Origin of the sequence: Mycobacterium gordonae, from assembly GCF_002101675.1 — a bacterium.
GTDB lineage: Bacteria > Actinomycetota > Actinomycetes > Mycobacteriales > Mycobacteriaceae > Mycobacterium > Mycobacterium gordonae.
On sequence record NZ_LQOY01000080.1, the window covers coordinates 82,752 to 97,665 of the forward strand.

The following is a 14,914-nucleotide window of genomic DNA, read 5'->3' on the forward strand; positions in this document are numbered from 1 at the left end:
CTTGAAGTTGAGGTAGGTGAATAGTCATGTCATGGGCGATGCGTGGGCTGGGTATCACCCGGGAACTGGGCATGGTGCTGCCGCGGACGGTGGCCGGTTTCACCGAGTCGACCCGGTTGGAGCCGGCAGGTCCGCGCGGTGTGCGTCAGTTCGGCGAGGTGTTCCTGGATGAGCTTGTGCTGACCGGATTTTCGGTGCTCGGGGGCAGCGTGCCACGCAACGTCCGATCTTTGGAGGCATGTGCTGCGGCGGCTGAAGAGTTGTCGGCGCTGGGCCTCGACGGCGCCCACGCCGAACCGGCTCCGCTGCGGGTGCGCGCCATCAAGCGCCGCCGGATCGCCGGACTGTCCTACGAGCGTATGTCCTTCGAGCATGAACCCGCGCTGCCGCAGACGTTGATCGACGAAGGATTCGGGGGGCCGTCCCGGGCGGCCGTACACCTGTGCCGGCATCGCTCACCCGGCCCGGATGGCCCGCGGCCCTGGTTGATCTGGATTCACGGTGCCGGCCAGGGCGGGGCCGAAGACATGTTGATGTCGCGCATCGACCGGGTGTACCGCGGGCTGGGATTCAATGTCGCGATGCCCATCCAGCCCGGACATGGCAGCCGGCGCGGCTATTGGCCGAGCTATCCGGACATGGATCCACTGGGCAATGTCGCGGGCATGATGCGGTCGGTGTCGGAGATCCGCGCCGTGGTGCGGTGGGCACGACGGCAGGCCAGTGCCGTTGTGGTGGCCGGGGTTTCGATGGGCAGCCCGGTCGCCGCGCTGGTATCGCACCTCGAGCGGAACGTGGACGCGGTGGCGCTGTATACCCCGATTCTGGGGCTCAACGGGATGATCGCACGACACCTCGGGCGCTCAGGTTCGTCACACAGCGAGTACCGGCGGCTGCTGCAGTCCGAGGTGGTCGCTCAGTTAACCACGGTGATCGATCCGCTGATGGCCGATCCGGCGCCACCGCCGGAACGGAGGCTGATCGTCGCCGCCCGGCACGACCGGATGGCGATGCTGGAGCCGGCGCTGGTGTTGCAGGAGAAGTGGGGCGGCCAGTTGCACTGGTATGACGGCGGCCACGTCAGCCATGTGTTCTCCCGGCGCGTGCAGATGATCTCCGAGCGGTTTCTGCGTGAGGTCAGAGACGACGTGTCGGCGCGGACGGCCGATTAATGGGCGTGGTGCGCACCGCACGCGAGGTGGTGGAGCTCTACAACCTGGTGGTCTGGAACGAACACGATCTAGATCTAGCCGCAGAGTTGTTCGCTGACAACGTGATCCGGCACGGAGTCAGTGAGGCGCACTGTTTGACCCACGACGAGGCGGTGCAACGCGTCGCCGACATGTGGCAGGTGTGTGACTCGCTGCACTTCGACCTCAATATCGTCGTTGCCGGTGATGACGGCGAGCACGTCGCCATCGTCTACGACTCGACCATCTTGGCCAACGACGCGGAAACCAACGTCGCCAGCATCGAGGTGTTCCGCGTCGTCGATGGCAGGATCGCCGAAGTCTGGAATTGCGGCTACCAGCAAGGGGTTTGGACGTGACTGAACGGGTGCTCGACGAACTGGGCTACTACCTGCTGGCCGGGGCGGGTGGTGAGGGGCCGGCGACGTTGATGGACGAGGCGCGCCGCGGCGAAGAGCTCGGCTTCGGCACCGCGTTCATCTCGGAACGCTGGAATGTCAAGGAGGCGTCGTCTTTGGTCGGAGCGGCGTGCGCGGTCACCACCCGCATGCAGATCGCCACTGCCGCAACGAATCACAACACGCGCCATCCGCTGATCACCGGATCGTGGGCGACTACCATGCACCGGCTCTCCGGTGGCCGGTTCACGTTGGGGATCGGGCGCGGCATCGCCGCGATCTACGGGGCGTTCGGCATTCCGGCGGTCACCACGGCGCAGATGGAGGACTGGGCTCACGTGATGCGCCGGTTGTGGCACGGCGAGGTGATTTTCAACCACGACGGGCCGATGGGCAAGTATCCGATCCTGTTCCTGGACCGGGACTTCGACGAGGACATCCGGCTGGCGCTGGTGGCTTTCGGTCCCAAGACGCTGGCGCTGGGTGGTCGGGCATTCGACGACGTCATCCTGCATACCTACTTCACGCCCGAGACGCTGCAGCGCTGTGTGGCGACGGTGAAGTCGGCGGCGGAGAAGGCGGGCCGCGACCCGGACAGCGTGCGGGTGTGGTCGTGCTTCGCCACCGTCGGTGATCACCTGCCCGAGCCGCTGCGGTTGAAGAAGACCGTCGCCCGGCTGGCGACCTACCTGCAGGGCTACGGCGATCTGCTGGTGCAGACCAACAACTGGGATCCCCTGGTGCTGCAGCGGTTTCGCGAGGACCCGGTGGTCACGTCGATTGCCGGTGGGATCGATCACAAGGCCACGTCGGAACAGATCGAGCACATCGCGACGCTGATTCCCGACGAATGGCTGGAGCCCTCGGCCACGGGGTCCGCGCAGCAGTGCGCCCAGCGGATTCGCCGCGAATTCGACTACGGCGCCGACGCGGTGATCCTGCACGGCGCCACGCCCGAGGAGCTACAGCCCGTCGTCGCGGCCTACCGCGGGTAGCGGCGCGAGCAGACGCAAAAGCACCCGGGAGCGGCCGCTCCCCGGGGCTTTTGCGTCTGCTCGCGCAACCGAACGCTAGGGCAGGATCACCGTGCGGGAGACTGGCTCCGCGGCGATCTGCCGGGACGAGAGCGCGCGCTGCAGCGAGGCCAGTAGCGCGTCGCGGGTCTCCCGCGGGTCGATCAGCTCGTCGAACCCGAAGCCTTCGGCCGAGCGGAACGAAGCCTGCAACTCGGCGTCGCGCAGCTTGGCGGTCAGGTCCTCACCCGCGTGCGAGGCACGACTGAGTGCGGCCGCGCTCATGGCTCCCATCGTGGCGCCGGGATAGGCGAACGTGGCCGACTGGTGGTCGAAGCCGAGCAAAGACATCACCATCGAGCCGAAGCCGTAGGCCTTGCGCAACGTGAGATGCAGTTTGATCGTCGTGGCGGCGGTTTGTGCGGCGAACATCCGCCCGCCGGCGCGCAGCACGCCGCTGCGCTCGGAGCGGCTGCCGGGCAGCATTCCCGGGTTGTCGGCCATGAAGACGATGGGCAGGTGGAAAGAGTCGGCCACCAGGATGAAATGGGCGGCCTTGTCTGCGGCAGCGGCGTCGATCGACCCGGCCAGCACCTGCGGCTGGTTGGCGACGACGGCGACGGGGTGCCCGCCCAGATGCGCCAGTGCGCAGATGATCGCTTTACCGAATGACGGTTGCACTTCGAACCAGTCGGGCCGGTCGAAGACCACGTCGAGCACCGCCCGGATGTCGTAGACGCGGCGATTGTCACGGGAGACGATGTTGAGCAACTCCGGAGTCGGCCGCGGCGCCGTTGTGTCGTCGGGGGGCAGGCTGGCCGGGTATGACCAGGCGCTCGCCGGGAAATAGGACAGGTAGCGGCGAATCTCGTCGAGCACGGTTTCGTCGTCCTCGGCGACGTTGTGGATCACTCCGCTGGGCAGGGCCACGTCCGGGCCACCCAGATCCTCCTTCGAAATGTCCTCTCCCGTCGACTCTTTCACCACCGGCGGCCCCGCGGTGAAGATGGTCCCGTGCCGGCTCATGATGCGGAAGTCGCAGACCGGGGCCACCAGGGCACCGTGTCCGGCCGAGGGCCCCAGCACCGCGGCAACCGTCGGGACCCGCCCCGAACACTGCGTCTGGGCCAGCAGGTCGGTGGGTGTGCGCCCGTAGTGGCCGCCGGTGGGCCGGAAACCCGCGCCGTCGAGCAGCATCACCAACGGAACCCGGTCGCGCACAGCCAGTTCGGCAATCCGGTAGCGCTTGGAATTGCCGCCGGGCCCGATGGTTCCCGCCAGCGTCGTGAAGTCCTCCGCGCCCACCAGCACCGGCTTTCCGTGCACCAGGCCCGAACCGGTGACGATCGCGTCGGCGGCGACGTCGCCACCGACCAGGGTGCCGATTTCCCGGAACGTACCGGGGTCGAGGAGCCGCTCGACACGGGCCCGCGCGTCCAGTTTGCCTTTGCCGCGGTGCTTGTCGAGGCGCTCGGGCCCACCCATGCCGCGCGAGTGCCGGCGGCGACGGTCGAGGTCGTCGAGGGTCTCCTGCCAGTCTTGGGAGTTGGCCATGCTTGTGGTCCTCACTCGCTACTGGGCGCTCGGTGTCTGCTGAAGTGCTCACTGTAGCGCCGCGTTGACGTTGACCCTACCGAATTGCTTACTGTAGCTTTCCCCCTATGGTGTGTGGGGGCCTCAAGATCGACGGTGGCATACCCAACCGGCTGGATCAGGTGGTCGAGGCGGCCGGTGCCCTGGAAGCGCAGGGCTACGACGGCGGGTGGACCGCCGAGACGAGCCACGACCCGTTTCTGCCGCTGCTGCTGGCCGCCGAGCACACCTCACGGATCGAGTTGGGCACCAACATCGCCGTGGCCTTTGCCCGCAACCCGATGACCGTCGCGAACCTGGGCTGGGACCTGCAGGCCTACTCGCAGGGGCGGTTCGTCCTCGGGCTGGGCACCCAGATTCAGGCTCACATCGAGAAGCGGTTCAGCATGCCGTGGAGCCATCCGGCACGGCGGATGCGCGAGTTCGTGGCCGCGATGCAGGCGATCTGGTCGGCCTGGAAGGACGGCACCAAACTCCGGTTCGAGGGCGACTTCTACACCCACAAGATCATGACCCCGATGTTCACCCCGGAGCCCAACCCGTACCCGCTGCCGAAGGTCTTTCTCGCCGCGGTCGGCGAGGCGATGACCGAAATGTGCGGCGAGGTCGCCGACGGGCATCTCGGTCACCCGATGGTGTCCAAGCGCTACCTCACCGACGTGACGCTCCCGATCCTGCGGCGCGGACTCGAGCGTTCCGGTCGCGACCGCAGCGACTTCGAGGTGTCGGCCGAGGTGATGGTCGCCACCGGCACCAACGAGGACGAGCTGAGAACCGCCATGGCGGCTACCCGAAAACAGATCGCGTTCTACGGCTCCACCCCCGCCTACCGCAAGGTGCTCGAGCTGCACGGGTGGGGTGACCTGCATGAGGAGCTGCACCGCCTTTCCAAGGAGGGTGAGTGGAACACCATGGGATCGCTGATCGACGACGAGATGCTCGCGACGTTCGCGGTGGTGAGCCAGGCCAACGAGGTCGGCTCCGCCCTGCGCGCCAGGTGCGAGGGCGTGGCGGACCGGGTGCTGCCGATCTTCTACGCAGCCTCCAATGACTGTATCCGCCTGGCGCTGAAGGAGTTTCGCCGGTGAGCGCCCCCACCATGAATGAGGCCGCGAAGTTGTTGGCGGATCCTCAGGCCTACACCGACGAGCGTCGGCTGCATGCGGCTCTCACCCATCTGCGGGCCAAGGCGCCGGTGTGCCGCGTCGACGCACCGGGCTACCGCCCCTTCTGGGCGATCACCAGGTACGCCGACGTCATGGACATCGAGCGCAACAACGAGCTGTTCACCAACTGGCCGCGGCCGGTACTGGCGACCATCGAGGGTGACGAGTTGCAGACGGCCTCCGGCGTGCGCACCCTCATCCATCTCGACGACCCGCAACACCGGGTGGTGCGTGCCATCGGTTCGGACTGGTTTCGCCCGAAAGCCATGCGCGCGCTCAAGATTCGCGTCGACGAGTTGGCCAGGATGTACGTCGACAAGATGCAGGCGGCCGGCCCGCAGTGCGACTTCGTCCAGGAGGTTGCGGTCAATTTCCCGCTGTACGTGATCATGTCGCTGCTCGGGATACCGGAGACTGACTTCCGGCGCATGCTCAAGCTGACACAGGAACTGTTCGGCAGCGACGACAGCGAATACAAGCGCGGCGCCACGGCCGAGGACCAATTGCCGGCGCTGCTGGACATGTTTACCTACTTCAACGGTGTCACCGCCGCGCGCCGCGAACACCCCACCGAAGATCTGGCGTCCGCCATCGCCAACGCGCGCATCGACGGCGAACCGCTGTCGGATATCGAGACGGTGTCCTACTACCTGATCGTCGCCACCGCCGGTCACGACACTACCAGCGCCACCATTTCCGGTGGGCTGCATGCGCTTCTGGAAAACCCCGACCAGCTGCACCGGCTGCGGGAGAACCTCGACCTGATGCCGCGGGCCACCGAGGAAATGATCCGCTGGGTCACGCCCGTCCGGCATTTCATGCGGACCGCTGCCCACGACACCGCGGTGCGCGGGGTGCCCATAGCGGCCGGCGAATCGGTGCTGCTGTCTTACGTGTCGGCCAACCGCGACGAGGACGTGTTCGACGAGCCGTTCCACTTCGACGTCGGGCGCGAGCCCAACAAACATGTGGCGTTCGGATATGGCGTGCACTTCTGCATGGGAGCGGCGCTGGCCCGAATGGAGGTGGCCAGCTTCTTCACCGAGTTGCTGCCCCGGCTGCAGTCCATCGAGCTGGCCGGCGATCCGCAACTCGTGGCCGCGACGTTCGTGGGAGGTCTCAAGCACCTGCCGGTCCGGTACACGCTGTCCTAGGATGCGATCGATATGACGCGCAGGACGATTGTGATCACGGGCGCCAGTGACGGTATCGGCGCCGCGGCCGCGCGGCAGCTCACGCGCAGCGGCGCACACGTCGTCGTGGTGGGCCGCTCGCAGAGCAAGACCACCAGAGTGGCCGAGGAACTCGGTGCGGATTGCTACGTGGCCGACTTCGCGGAGCTGTCCCAGGTGCGGGCATTGGCGGACAAGATCCGCTGCGAGTACTCCCGCATCGACGTGCTGGCCAACAACGCCGGCGGCATGTGCCGGGAGCTCACGATGACCGCCGATGGTCTCGAGAAGACCTACCAGGTCAACTACCTGGCGCCCTTCCTGCTCACCACGCAGCTGCTGGACCTGCTCGTCGACTCCCGCGCGACCGTCGTCAACACCACCAGCTCCTCGCAACGGATGCTGCCCCGGGTCACTATCGGCGATCTGGAGCGCACCGCGACGCGGCGTCCGAGCGTGGCGTATGCCCTCACCAAATTGGCAATAGTGTTGTTCACCAAGGAATTACACCGCCGCTACCACGACAGCGGGGTGTCGGCGGCGACGTTCCACCCGGGGTATGTCAATTCCAACTTCGGTGACGCCTCAGGATCGCGGTTCCTGCTGTTCATGAAGAACCGGGTCCCGGTGACGGCTCGCTTCACCGCCACCCCGGACCAGGGCGCCGCACAACTGGTGTGGCTTGCGTCAAGCACCCCGGGTGTCGACTGGCAGTCAGGTGAGTACTACTCCAAGCACAAGGTCTGCAAGGCCAACCGCGCGGCCTACGACCCGGTGCTGGCCGGCCAACTCTGGGATCGCACCCTGGCCACACTGGCCCGGGGTTAGGGTCGCCGTCCGGCGATCGTGCCGGAGGCGGTAATACTTGGATGCGCTACCGGAAGGGGATTTCGTGCTGGGTGTTCATCACGCCGCCATCTGTACCGCCGATGTCGGGCGCTCGCTGCGCTTCTGGAGGGACGGGCTGGGGTTGACCGAATTGTTCGATCACACCTTCACCGGTGACTGGCCGGAATTGTTCGGTGCCAAGACCGATCAGTTGAGATCGATCTTCCTGGGAGACCCGCAGGCGCCCGACGGCGGCATCGTCGAGTTGGTGGAGTTGCCCGGCGCCGACGAGGCCCCCCGCGAGCCGTCCGGGCCGCGGCACGGCTTCTTCCTCCTGTCCCTGCAGCGCGAGGTGGCCTCGACCCTGTCCACGCTGGCGGACCTGGGCTTCACCGACGGCGTCCGGCAGATCACCATGCCCGCCCCGGCGGGCAAGACCGTACCGATGGCGGTGATCACCGCGCCGGACGGTGTGCTGGTCGAGTTGATCGGACCCGCGGCGTGAGCGCCTCGGTGGCCCTGGTGACCGGCGGCGGGTCCGGGATCGGTCGGGAAACCGCCGTGATGCTGCGCGACGCCGGCCATGACGTCGTGGTGTGGGATGTCGCCGGCGGCGACATCGATTGCGATATCAGCGATCTCGATGCCGTGACGGCGGCGATGGAGCAAACCGTGCGCGAGCACGGGGTGCCCACCCGGGTGGTGGCGTCGGCCGGTATAGGTTCGTCCGGTCTGCTGCTGGCCATCGACCCCGCCGAATGGCAACGGGTGCTGGCCGTCAATCTGACCGGCACCTTCCACACGATCCGGGCGGCCGCGCAGGCCATGGTGGATGCCGAACTGGAAGGCTCGATCGTCGTGGTGTCCAGCATCAGCGGGACGGTCGCGGACCGGGACATGGGTGCCTACTGCGTATCCAAGGCCGGCCTGGACATGCTGGTGAAGGTCGCGGCCGTCGAGTGGGGTGTGCACGGCATCCGGGTCAACGCCGTCGGGCCCGGCGTCACCCGAACCCCGATGCTGCCCGATGCCGAGAAGTGGCCCGCCTGGGTCGAGGGCATGTCGAAGCGGACCGCGCTGCGCCGGTTGGGGGAGCCCGGTGACGTGGCGCAGGCGATCGTCGGCGTTCTCGAAATGTCCTGGGTGACAGGACAAGTGCTGCACGCCGACGGCGGACTCTCGCTGCACAGCCCGATCGACGCCTACGGACAGGTCGAGAAGCTGATGCGGCTCAAGAAGCTGCAGGAACTGCACAAGGCGAAGCAGCAGGCGACCGACGCCTAGTCCGCGAGGGTGAACGCCACGACGCCCCACCGGCGCGTCGCGTCGTGAGATTCCCACTCGGCGGCAAAGGGAACTACGAAAGCCCGTAATCGATGACGCCCCGCACAATTTCACCGTTCAAGAGGTCGGCGTAGGCCTGATTGATGTCGTCGAGGCGATAGCGCCGGGTGATCATCTCGTCGAGTTGCAGCTGCCCGGTCTGGTAGAGCCGGGCCAGCCGGGTGATGTCGGCCTTGCCGTTGCAGGAACCGAAGATGGTGCCTGCCAACGTCTTGTTCATCAGGATGAAGTCTTGCAGGTTGATGTTGACCGAATGCGTCAGCTGCGAGGTCATGCCGGTGAGCACACAGGTGCCGCCCTTGCGGGTCAGTGCCACGGCGTCGCGCACGTCGTCGGCGGTGATCAGCGACGGCGAGACCACCACCGAGTCGGCCATCACCCCGTAGGTCAGACCGCGGACCAGGTCGGTGGCCTCGGCCACCGACGCGACGCTGTGGGTGGCGCCGAACTGCAGGGCCGACTTCTGTTTGAACTCGACCGGGTCGACGGCGATGATCTGCGCCGCGCCGTTGATGCGGGCGCCCTGGATCGCTCCGGTGCCGATGCCGCCGGCCCCGATGACGACGACGGTGTCACCGCCGCGTACCCCCGCCCGGTTGGCGGCCGAGCCGTAACCGGTCGGAATCGCGCAGGATAGCAGGGCGCTGGGCACCAGCGGCAGCTCGCGCTCAATCTTGATCAGCGAATTCACCGATACCACAGTGTGTTTGGCGAATGCACCGACTTTCGCCAAGTGGCCCAACGGCTTACCGTCGGCGGTGTGATGACGGAAGGTGCCGTCGGTCGGCATTCCCGGGACCATGGTGCCCATCCCGGTGTCGCAGAGGTACTCCATGCCGGTGGCGCACCAGCGGCACTGGCCGCACACGGCGACGAACGACATCACCACGTGGTCGCCCACCTCGAATTCGGTGACGCCAGGGCCGACTTCGCGCACGATGCCCGAACCCTCATGACCGCCGATCATCGGGAACATGGTCGGCAATCCCATGGCCTTCATCACCTCGTTGGGCGCCGACATGTCGCCCTTGAGGATGTGGTCGTCGGAGTGGCACAGTCCCGCCGCGGCCATTTCGACCAGGGCCTCGCCGGCCCGCGGTGCGTCGAGTTCGAAGTCTTCGACCGACCAGGGGCCGCCGATACCGTGCAGGATCGCCGCGCGGCTTTTCATGCTCGACTGTTCAGGGGGCTAAAGGTGACGGGAAGCTTGTTGGGGGAGCGGAACACGAGTCCGACGATCTTGGATTCGACGCCGGTGCCGTCGTCGGGGACGAATCTCAGATCGTCGACCCTGTCGAACAGGCTGTTGAGCATCACCCGGGTTTCCAGTCGGGCCAGGTGCATGCCCAGGCACATGTGTATGCCGCCGGCGAAAGCGATGTGGGCCTGGCGCGGGCGGCGGATGTCGAAGATATTGGGGTTGGTCCAACGGGTTTCGTCGCGGTTCGCCGAGCCCATGCACATGTCGATCTGCGCGCCCGCCGGAATCGTCTTGCCGCCCAATTCGATCTCGCGGGTGGTGGTGCGCATGACCATGGTCAGCGGGGTCTCGTAACGCAAACCTTCTTCCATCGCCACCGGTATCAGCGACCGGTCCTGGCGGACCATGTCCAACTGCTCGGGATTGGTCAGCAGCGCATACAGCAGGTTTCCCGACGAGCGGTAGGTGGTCTCCAGCCCGGCCGGCAGGAGCAGGCGCAGAAACGCGATGATGGCCTCGTCGGTCAGCTTCTCGCCGTCGATCTCGGCCGCCACCAGGTCGCCGATGATGTCGTCGGTGAGCTTGCGGCGGCGCTGCTCGACCTGGTTGAGGAAGTACCCGTGCAACTCAGCGGCCGCGGTCAACCCGGCCATGATGTCGGTGGAGATCGAGATGAGATCCATCGAAAGGCGACGGAACATGTCGAGGTCTTCCCTTGGCAGCCCGAGCAATTCGGAGATGATCCGGGTCGGGAACTCGAAGGTCAACGCCTTCACCAGGTCGGCGTGACCATCCTGCTTGATCTCGTCGATCAGCTGGTCACACACCGGCCCGATGACCGACGGCTCCCAGCGCTCTAAAGCAGTGGCCCGGAACGCCTTGGCCACCAGGCTGCGATGGTCATGGTGCTCCTTGCCGCCCATCGCCAGGATGGTGTGTCCCATCACCAATCCGATGGTGTCGTCGTATTTGGCCGAGGTGAACGTCGCGTCGTCGCGGAAGCCGCGGAACACGTCGTCGTAGCCGAACAACACCCACTCATCGCTGGGCCGCAACTCCTCCGGCACCTGTTCGGTGTCCATCAGTCCGCCGTGCCACACCGGGTCGGTGCGGCGCATGTATTCGAAGAAGGGGTACGGGCTGTTCTCGCCGGTGAAGTCGAGCGCGACGGGGGCGCCCTCTTGATCGGTGCTGAGCGTCATCAGCGCTCCTCCCTGAGCAACCGAGTTTGCCCGTGCACGCGGGCCGGACAGTGAATGTCGCTATCATAATATAAATAGCAACCTAGACAATGCGTGGGGCGGAAGGGCGGTGGTGCCGGAGTGCCGCAACGCCGATTCGTGTGTTCCATCGACGAGCTACCGCCGGGTGCGATGAAACTGGTCGACGTCGGAAAATTCGGGGTGGGCGTGTACAACGTGAGCGGCGCGCTGCATGCGATCGTGAACTACTGCTCGCACGAGGGCGCGCCCCTGTGCCTGGGCCTGGTCGGCGGCACCAACGAACCCGCGCCGGACGAACCCGACGGCGTGCGCCGGGTTCGCGACGGCCAGATCATCCGATGCCCTTGGCACAATTGGGAATTCGACATCACCACCGGACGCAATGTGGCCGATCCGAGCCGGCGCGTGCGGACCTACCAGGTCGACGTGACCGACGGACAGGTGTATCTCAACGCATGATCATCGACACCAACGTACAACCGCATTTCCGGTACAACGCCGAGATCCGGCGGTATCTCCCCGCAGCCCATAAGCTGCGGTCCATCCCCGACGTCGAACAGCAGTGGTATCAGGCGCCCGGCGGCGACTACCGCGCCGATCTGTACGGCGATGGTTACCCGGGATCGGACCCCGACACCCTCAGCCGCCACCTGTTCGACGAGGGTCCGGCGAGCTACGCCATCCTCAACCCGCTGACGCGGGGCAATATCGCCGACTACCTGCTGAACAGCCGCATCTGCGCCGCAGTCAACGACTGGCTGCTGGACCGGTGGCTCGAGCCGGACGTGAGCGACCGATTCCGCGGGACCATCCGGGTCAACCCGGAAGATCCCCGGGGCGCGGTCGCCGAGATCGAACGCTTGGCAGGGCATCCCAAGCTGGTACAGGTCGGCGTGCCGCTGCAGTCTCGCGAGCCGTACGGCAAGCCGATGTTCGAACCCATCTGGGAGGCCGCCGCCGCGCACGGGCTGCCGGTAGCGGTGCACATCAACGGCGGCAACGGCGTCGACCACCCGCCGACGTTCGCCGGGCACGCCCACACCTACCCGGGCTACGCGTCCTTCATGCCGCTCAACTACTTCGTGCACCTGGCCACGTTGATCGTCGAGGGTGCCTTCGGCCGGCACCCGGGGCTCAAGTTCGTGTTCGCCGACGGCGGTTACGACATCCTCACCCCGTTGATGTGGCGGCTGGACACGTTCTGGCTGTCGATGCGCGACCAGACGCCGTGGGTGGACCGCTATCCCAGCGAATACCTGCCGGGCCACGTCCGGTTCTGCTCGTCGGCGTTCGACGGCCCGGCCCAAACCACGCACGCGAGGCGATGGATGGACTTCTCCGGGAAGGACGACCTGGTGATGTACGGGTCGAGCTACCCGCACTGGTCGACGTCCGGCCCCGACGACGTGGTCGACGGGCTGGATCCCGAACAACGGGAAAAAGTGTTGTGGCGCAATGCAAGTGAGCTGTACGGGTTGAGGGTGAGTGAGGGAAGCGGATTATGACGATCGTGGAACGGTCCGAGGCGCACACCGCGCGGGACGTCGCGGTCACCGTCGTCGACACCGACGTGCACCCACTGCCGGTCTCCGCCGATGTGCTGAAGTCCTACGCCCCGACCGACTGGGTGGACAAGATCTGGCCGACCGGCAATGCGGTGACGCCGGTGCCGCATTTCTATGACACCCCGGACTCCTACAAGACGATGTCGATGCGGCTGGACGCGGCCCCGCCTGGCGGCGGATTCGCCGGCAGCGACCCCGACTATGCCGCCAAGCAGTTGCTGGTCGACGCCGGTGTGAGCATCGCGTCGCTGGAGCCGATGTGTGACGCGCAGCTGCCGCAGGCCGAGCATGTGCTGAAGTCGACCTACAACGACTGGCTGGCCGATGTCTGGCTGGATCGGCACAACTGGCACGGCCGCTGGCGCGGGTCGATCAGCGTCAGCGCACAGACGCCCGAGCAGGCGGCGCGTGAGGTCGAACGGTGGGCGGGCCACCCGTACCTGCATCAGGTGCTGATGACCCCTCAGACTCGCGGAATCCCGTTCGGCAGCCCGCATTTCGACCCGCTGTACGCGGCGGCGGCGCGCAACGGCCTACCGGTGGCCACCCATCTGATGGGGCAGACGCCGTTCGAGCTCATTCCGCTCTACCCGGTGGGCAACCCCGCGCACTGGCACGACTTCTTCGCGTCCTGGCCGCTGCTGTATGTCTCGCATCTGATGAGCCTGGTGTTCGACGGCGCGTTCGACCGTCATCCCGAGCTGCGGATGGTGTTCATCGAGGGCGGCTTCACCTGGGCCATGCCGGTGATGACCCGCATGGACCGGATCTGGGAGGCTCGCCGCGGTGACCTGCCGCACGTACGCCGGCGTCCGTCGGAGTATGTGCGCGAACACGTGCGGTTCACCACCCAACCGCTCGAAGACGCCGACACGGTGCAGTTCCGCGAGTATCTGGAGATGATGGACCTCGGCGACAACCTGATGTTCTCGACGGACTACCCCCACTGGAGCTACGACTCCCCGCTGTATGCGATCAACCGGTTCCCGCGCGAGCAGCGGGAGCGGATCATGCGCGGCAACGCGACCGCGCTGTATGGCCTGCCCGCTACCGTCAAGGCCCTGCCCGGCGAGGGTGTCGACGGCGGTACGGTTCTCGATTAGCCGTACAAGTCCGTCACAGGTCGAGCCGGAAGATCAGAGGGCATGACACAAACGAATCTCACGCGGCCGCAGGGCCTGGGCCGGATTGATCCCGAGCTCAGGGACGCCGCCGCGACCCTGGACATGGTCGAGTTCAGCGCCGACAGCCTGCCGGCCGAGCGGGAACGTGCCGATCGCACCGCCGCCGAGCGTGCGGCCGCCGTCGACACCACCGGAGTCAGCGTGGAGTCGCGATCGATCCCGGGCCCGGACGGCGGCGAATTACAGCTACGGCTCTACCGGGGTGCAACCGCTACCGGCGCGCCGCTGCTGATCTATGCCCACGGCGGCGCATTCGTCACCGGCAACCTGGACACCGACCACGCGCACTGTGTGGAGTTGGCCCGCGACGCCGATTGCCTGCTCGTCTCTGTCGACTACCGCCTTGCGCCGGAGAACCCCTGCCCGGCCGCGCTCGACGATGTCGATGCGGCACTCTGGTGGGCGATCGAGCACGCGGCCGAACTGGGCATCGACGCCGCTCGCCTGGCCGTGATGGGCCGGGATGCCGGCGCCGCGCTGGTCGCCGGGGTGGCCCAACGCGTGTTCGACGCCGAGGGGCCGCGGATCGCCGTGCAAATCCTGCATCAGCCGATGCTCGACTCTGACGCGACCCCGTCGCGGCGGGAATTTCAGCGCACCCCCGGGCTCAACGGTCCGGCCGTCAGCCGGGCGTGGAGCCACTACCTCGGCCATGCCACGGCCACCGGTCAACTTGTCCCCGCGCACCGCGCGAACCTGGAGGGACTGCCGCCCGCGTTCGTCAGCTGCTCCGACGTCGACCCCTGCCGCGACGAGGCCATCGACTACGCGAACCGGTTGCTGCACGCCTACGTCCCGGCCAGCCTGCACGTCATCGCCGCCACCTTCAACGGCTTCGACTCTGTGGTACCGGATTGGGTTGTCTCGCAGGAGAACCGGGCATTGCATGCTCAGACGCTGCGACGCGCCTTCGCGGTCTGACCCCGCGCGCCGAGCGTGATCGCAGGGCGGAATTCGGCGGGCAAATTCATACGGTCATTGCAACAACATGGATCTTAGGAGTTGCAATGCCAAGTGGTTACCCGCATCCGCCGGCG

General features: G+C 66.6%; 15 protein-coding genes. 12 read left to right on the plus strand and 3 right to left on the minus strand.

Annotated elements, in window-relative coordinates; genetic code table 11:
* Window positions 1-26 precede the first annotated feature (26 nt).
* The 3 genes from AWC08_RS12980 to AWC08_RS12990 are packed head-to-tail and all read left to right on the plus strand — an operon-like array spanning window position 27 to window position 2,583.
* Window positions 27-1,172: an alpha/beta fold hydrolase gene (locus tag AWC08_RS12980; protein WP_069433153.1), complete on the plus strand. Its 1,146-nt coding sequence runs from the start codon at window positions 27-29 to the stop codon at window positions 1,170-1,172.
* A complete protein-coding gene (locus AWC08_RS12985) occupies window positions 1,172-1,549 on the plus strand; it encodes a nuclear transport factor 2 family protein (protein ID WP_069433152.1) in 378 nt (125 codons plus the stop codon). The genes AWC08_RS12980 and AWC08_RS12985 overlap by 1 nt, the downstream gene beginning before the upstream one ends.
* The gene (locus AWC08_RS12990; RefSeq protein ID WP_174900768.1) at window positions 1,546-2,583 is read left to right on the plus strand and encodes a TIGR03857 family LLM class F420-dependent oxidoreductase; all 1,038 of its coding nucleotides are present in this window, start codon (window positions 1,546-1,548) and stop codon (window positions 2,581-2,583) included. The genes AWC08_RS12985 and AWC08_RS12990 overlap by 4 nt, the downstream gene beginning before the upstream one ends.
* 75 nt (window positions 2,584-2,658) lie before the next feature.
* Here the strand turns inward: AWC08_RS12990 and AWC08_RS12995 are convergent, their stop codons facing one another.
* Window positions 2,659-4,155 carry an acyl-CoA carboxylase subunit beta gene (locus AWC08_RS12995; RefSeq protein WP_065134521.1) on the minus strand — a complete coding sequence of 499 codons (1,497 nt, stop codon included), beginning with the start codon at window positions 4,153-4,155 and terminating at the stop codon, window positions 2,659-2,661.
* 107 nt (window positions 4,156-4,262) lie between these two features.
* Here AWC08_RS12995 and AWC08_RS13000 point away from each other — a divergent pair, with 107 nt between their 5' ends.
* The 5 genes from AWC08_RS13000 to AWC08_RS13020 all read left to right on the plus strand — a co-directional run bounded on the left by AWC08_RS13000 (window position 4,263) and on the right by AWC08_RS13020 (window position 8,644).
* Window positions 4,263-5,282 (plus strand): LLM class F420-dependent oxidoreductase, encoded by a 1,020-nt coding sequence (locus AWC08_RS13000; RefSeq protein ID WP_069433150.1) that lies wholly within the window; start codon window positions 4,263-4,265, stop codon window positions 5,280-5,282.
* An 11-nt stretch (window positions 5,283-5,293) separates the two neighbouring features.
* Window positions 5,294-6,514, plus strand: coding sequence for a cytochrome P450 (locus AWC08_RS13005; protein ID WP_069433149.1), 1,221 nt, complete (start codon window positions 5,294-5,296; stop codon window positions 6,512-6,514).
* Window positions 6,515-6,526: 12 nt separating this feature from the next.
* Window positions 6,527-7,360, plus strand: coding sequence for an SDR family NAD(P)-dependent oxidoreductase (locus AWC08_RS13010; protein WP_069433148.1), 834 nt, complete (start codon window positions 6,527-6,529; stop codon window positions 7,358-7,360).
* Between the two features lie 64 nt (window positions 7,361-7,424).
* Entirely contained in the window at window positions 7,425-7,865 is a 441-nt protein-coding gene (locus AWC08_RS13015) for a VOC family protein (protein ID WP_159459989.1), read from the plus strand.
* Window positions 7,862-8,644, plus strand: a complete 783-nt coding sequence (locus AWC08_RS13020) for an SDR family NAD(P)-dependent oxidoreductase (RefSeq protein ID WP_069433147.1) — start codon at window positions 7,862-7,864, stop codon at window positions 8,642-8,644. Before AWC08_RS13015 ends, AWC08_RS13020 begins: the two co-directional genes overlap by 4 nt.
* 73 nt (window positions 8,645-8,717) lie before the next feature.
* On the opposite strand, the gene AWC08_RS13025 is transcribed toward AWC08_RS13020, so the two are convergent.
* Window positions 8,718-9,875, minus strand: a complete 1,158-nt coding sequence (locus AWC08_RS13025; RefSeq protein WP_065134514.1) for a Zn-dependent alcohol dehydrogenase — start codon at window positions 9,873-9,875, stop codon at window positions 8,718-8,720.
* Entirely contained in the window at window positions 9,872-11,107 is a 1,236-nt protein-coding gene (locus tag AWC08_RS13030) for a cytochrome P450 (protein ID WP_069433146.1), read from the minus strand. Before AWC08_RS13030 ends, AWC08_RS13025 begins: the two co-directional genes overlap by 4 nt.
* 93 nt (window positions 11,108-11,200) lie before the next feature.
* Between AWC08_RS13030 and AWC08_RS13035 the strand changes: the two genes are divergently transcribed.
* From AWC08_RS13035 to AWC08_RS13050, 4 genes are read left to right on the plus strand one after another with little or no spacing between them, the layout of a single operon-like run.
* Entirely contained in the window at window positions 11,201-11,587 is a 387-nt protein-coding gene (locus tag AWC08_RS13035; protein WP_069433145.1) for a Rieske (2Fe-2S) protein, read from the plus strand.
* Complete coding sequence (locus tag AWC08_RS13040) at window positions 11,584-12,633, plus strand: amidohydrolase family protein (protein ID WP_069433144.1); 1,050 nt, start codon at window positions 11,584-11,586, stop codon at window positions 12,631-12,633. Before AWC08_RS13035 ends, AWC08_RS13040 begins: the two co-directional genes overlap by 4 nt.
* On the plus strand, window positions 12,630-13,796 hold the full coding sequence (locus AWC08_RS13045) for an amidohydrolase family protein (RefSeq protein ID WP_065134509.1): 1,167 nt from the start codon (window positions 12,630-12,632) through the stop codon (window positions 13,794-13,796). The genes AWC08_RS13040 and AWC08_RS13045 overlap by 4 nt, the downstream gene beginning before the upstream one ends.
* Window positions 13,797-13,838: 42 nt before the next feature.
* Window positions 13,839-14,798 carry an alpha/beta hydrolase gene (locus AWC08_RS13050; RefSeq protein WP_069433143.1) on the plus strand — a complete coding sequence of 320 codons (960 nt, stop codon included), beginning with the start codon at window positions 13,839-13,841 and terminating at the stop codon, window positions 14,796-14,798.
* Window positions 14,799-14,914 lie beyond the last annotated feature (116 nt).

Excerpts from the sequence above, each read along its gene's own strand:
- AWC08_RS12995 (WP_065134521.1), bottom strand. The coding sequence starts at position 4,155 with ATGGCCAACTCCCAAGACTGGCAGGAGACCCTCGACGACCTCGACCGT.
- AWC08_RS13050 (WP_069433143.1), top strand. The coding sequence starts at position 13,839 with ATGACACAAACGAATCTCACGCGGCCGCAGGGCCTGGGCCGGATTGAT.
- AWC08_RS13040 (WP_069433144.1), top strand. The coding sequence starts at position 11,584 with ATGATCATCGACACCAACGTACAACCGCATTTCCGGTACAACGCCGAG.
- AWC08_RS13005 (WP_069433149.1), top strand. The coding sequence starts at position 5,294 with ATGAATGAGGCCGCGAAGTTGTTGGCGGATCCTCAGGCCTACACCGAC.
- AWC08_RS13045 (WP_065134509.1), top strand. The coding sequence starts at position 12,630 with ATGACGATCGTGGAACGGTCCGAGGCGCACACCGCGCGGGACGTCGCG.
- AWC08_RS13000 (WP_069433150.1), top strand. The coding sequence starts at position 4,263 with ATGGTGTGTGGGGGCCTCAAGATCGACGGTGGCATACCCAACCGGCTG.
- AWC08_RS13010 (WP_069433148.1), top strand. The coding sequence starts at position 6,527 with ATGACGCGCAGGACGATTGTGATCACGGGCGCCAGTGACGGTATCGGC.
- AWC08_RS13025 (WP_065134514.1), bottom strand. The coding sequence starts at position 9,875 with ATGAAAAGCCGCGCGGCGATCCTGCACGGTATCGGCGGCCCCTGGTCG.
- AWC08_RS12980 (WP_069433153.1), top strand. The coding sequence starts at position 27 with ATGTCATGGGCGATGCGTGGGCTGGGTATCACCCGGGAACTGGGCATG.
- AWC08_RS13030 (WP_069433146.1), bottom strand. The coding sequence starts at position 11,107 with ATGACGCTCAGCACCGATCAAGAGGGCGCCCCCGTCGCGCTCGACTTC.
- AWC08_RS12985 (WP_069433152.1), top strand. The coding sequence starts at position 1,172 with ATGGGCGTGGTGCGCACCGCACGCGAGGTGGTGGAGCTCTACAACCTG.